We start from the raw sequence: 643 nt of genomic DNA on the forward strand, positions 1-643 counted from the left end.
TTGCCATTCATGCTCTTCTAGAACGGTTTCCACTGGATCATCGGGATGTACTCGCGCTTCATAGGTCAACCACAGCAAAGCAATTCAAAATTCAAAATGCAGAATTCAAAATGGCCGATCATTCCTGTTTGCGCTTCGTTTGAACAACAATGCTGGCCAGAATTTTGATCAGTTCTTCGCTCTCGGTCAGCAAAGGTGTGAGGCGGCTTTCAGGAATGAGCTGCGTAGCAACCAACAATCTCAACCAATAGCGGGTTTCTCGCGCTTCCTTCAGCGCGATCTGCAGTTTGCTCACGAAGTCAGCGCGGCGAAATAATTCAAAATTCAAAATGCAAAGTTCAAAATTATTCACGTCGGACTATGTTCTCGCTTAATTGTGCATTCTCAATTTTGAATTTTGAATTGGTTTGGCCTGCTCCAGGTTGTTCATCAAGCACTTGGCACAGCTTTACGACTCGCACCGCAAACTCAAACGTCCGCTCGGTAATATTTGGCGGTTTCCCCATCGACATCCCTAAAGCACTCTCCTCAATTTTGCATTCTTAATTTTGCATTTTTAATTGATCTGGCAGGGTTGTTGGCGGATCGCTTCAAATAACGGTTGCACTTCTTCGGCATAGGCATCTCGCTTCGTGTTGCGGTT

1 protein-coding gene is annotated in these 643 nt (G+C 45.3%); it reads right to left on the reverse strand.

The features are described from left to right. Positions 1–118: 118 nt before the first annotated feature. Positions 119–328, reverse strand: coding sequence for a four helix bundle protein (locus tag JUK32_RS02035; protein WP_204137184.1), 210 nt, complete (start codon positions 326–328; stop codon positions 119–121). Positions 329–643: the final 315 nt, after the last annotated feature.

Source organism: Halomicronema sp. CCY15110 (assembly GCF_016888165.1).
In the GTDB taxonomy this organism is placed as follows: domain Bacteria; phylum Cyanobacteriota; class Cyanobacteriia; order Phormidesmidales; family Phormidesmidaceae; genus Halomicronema.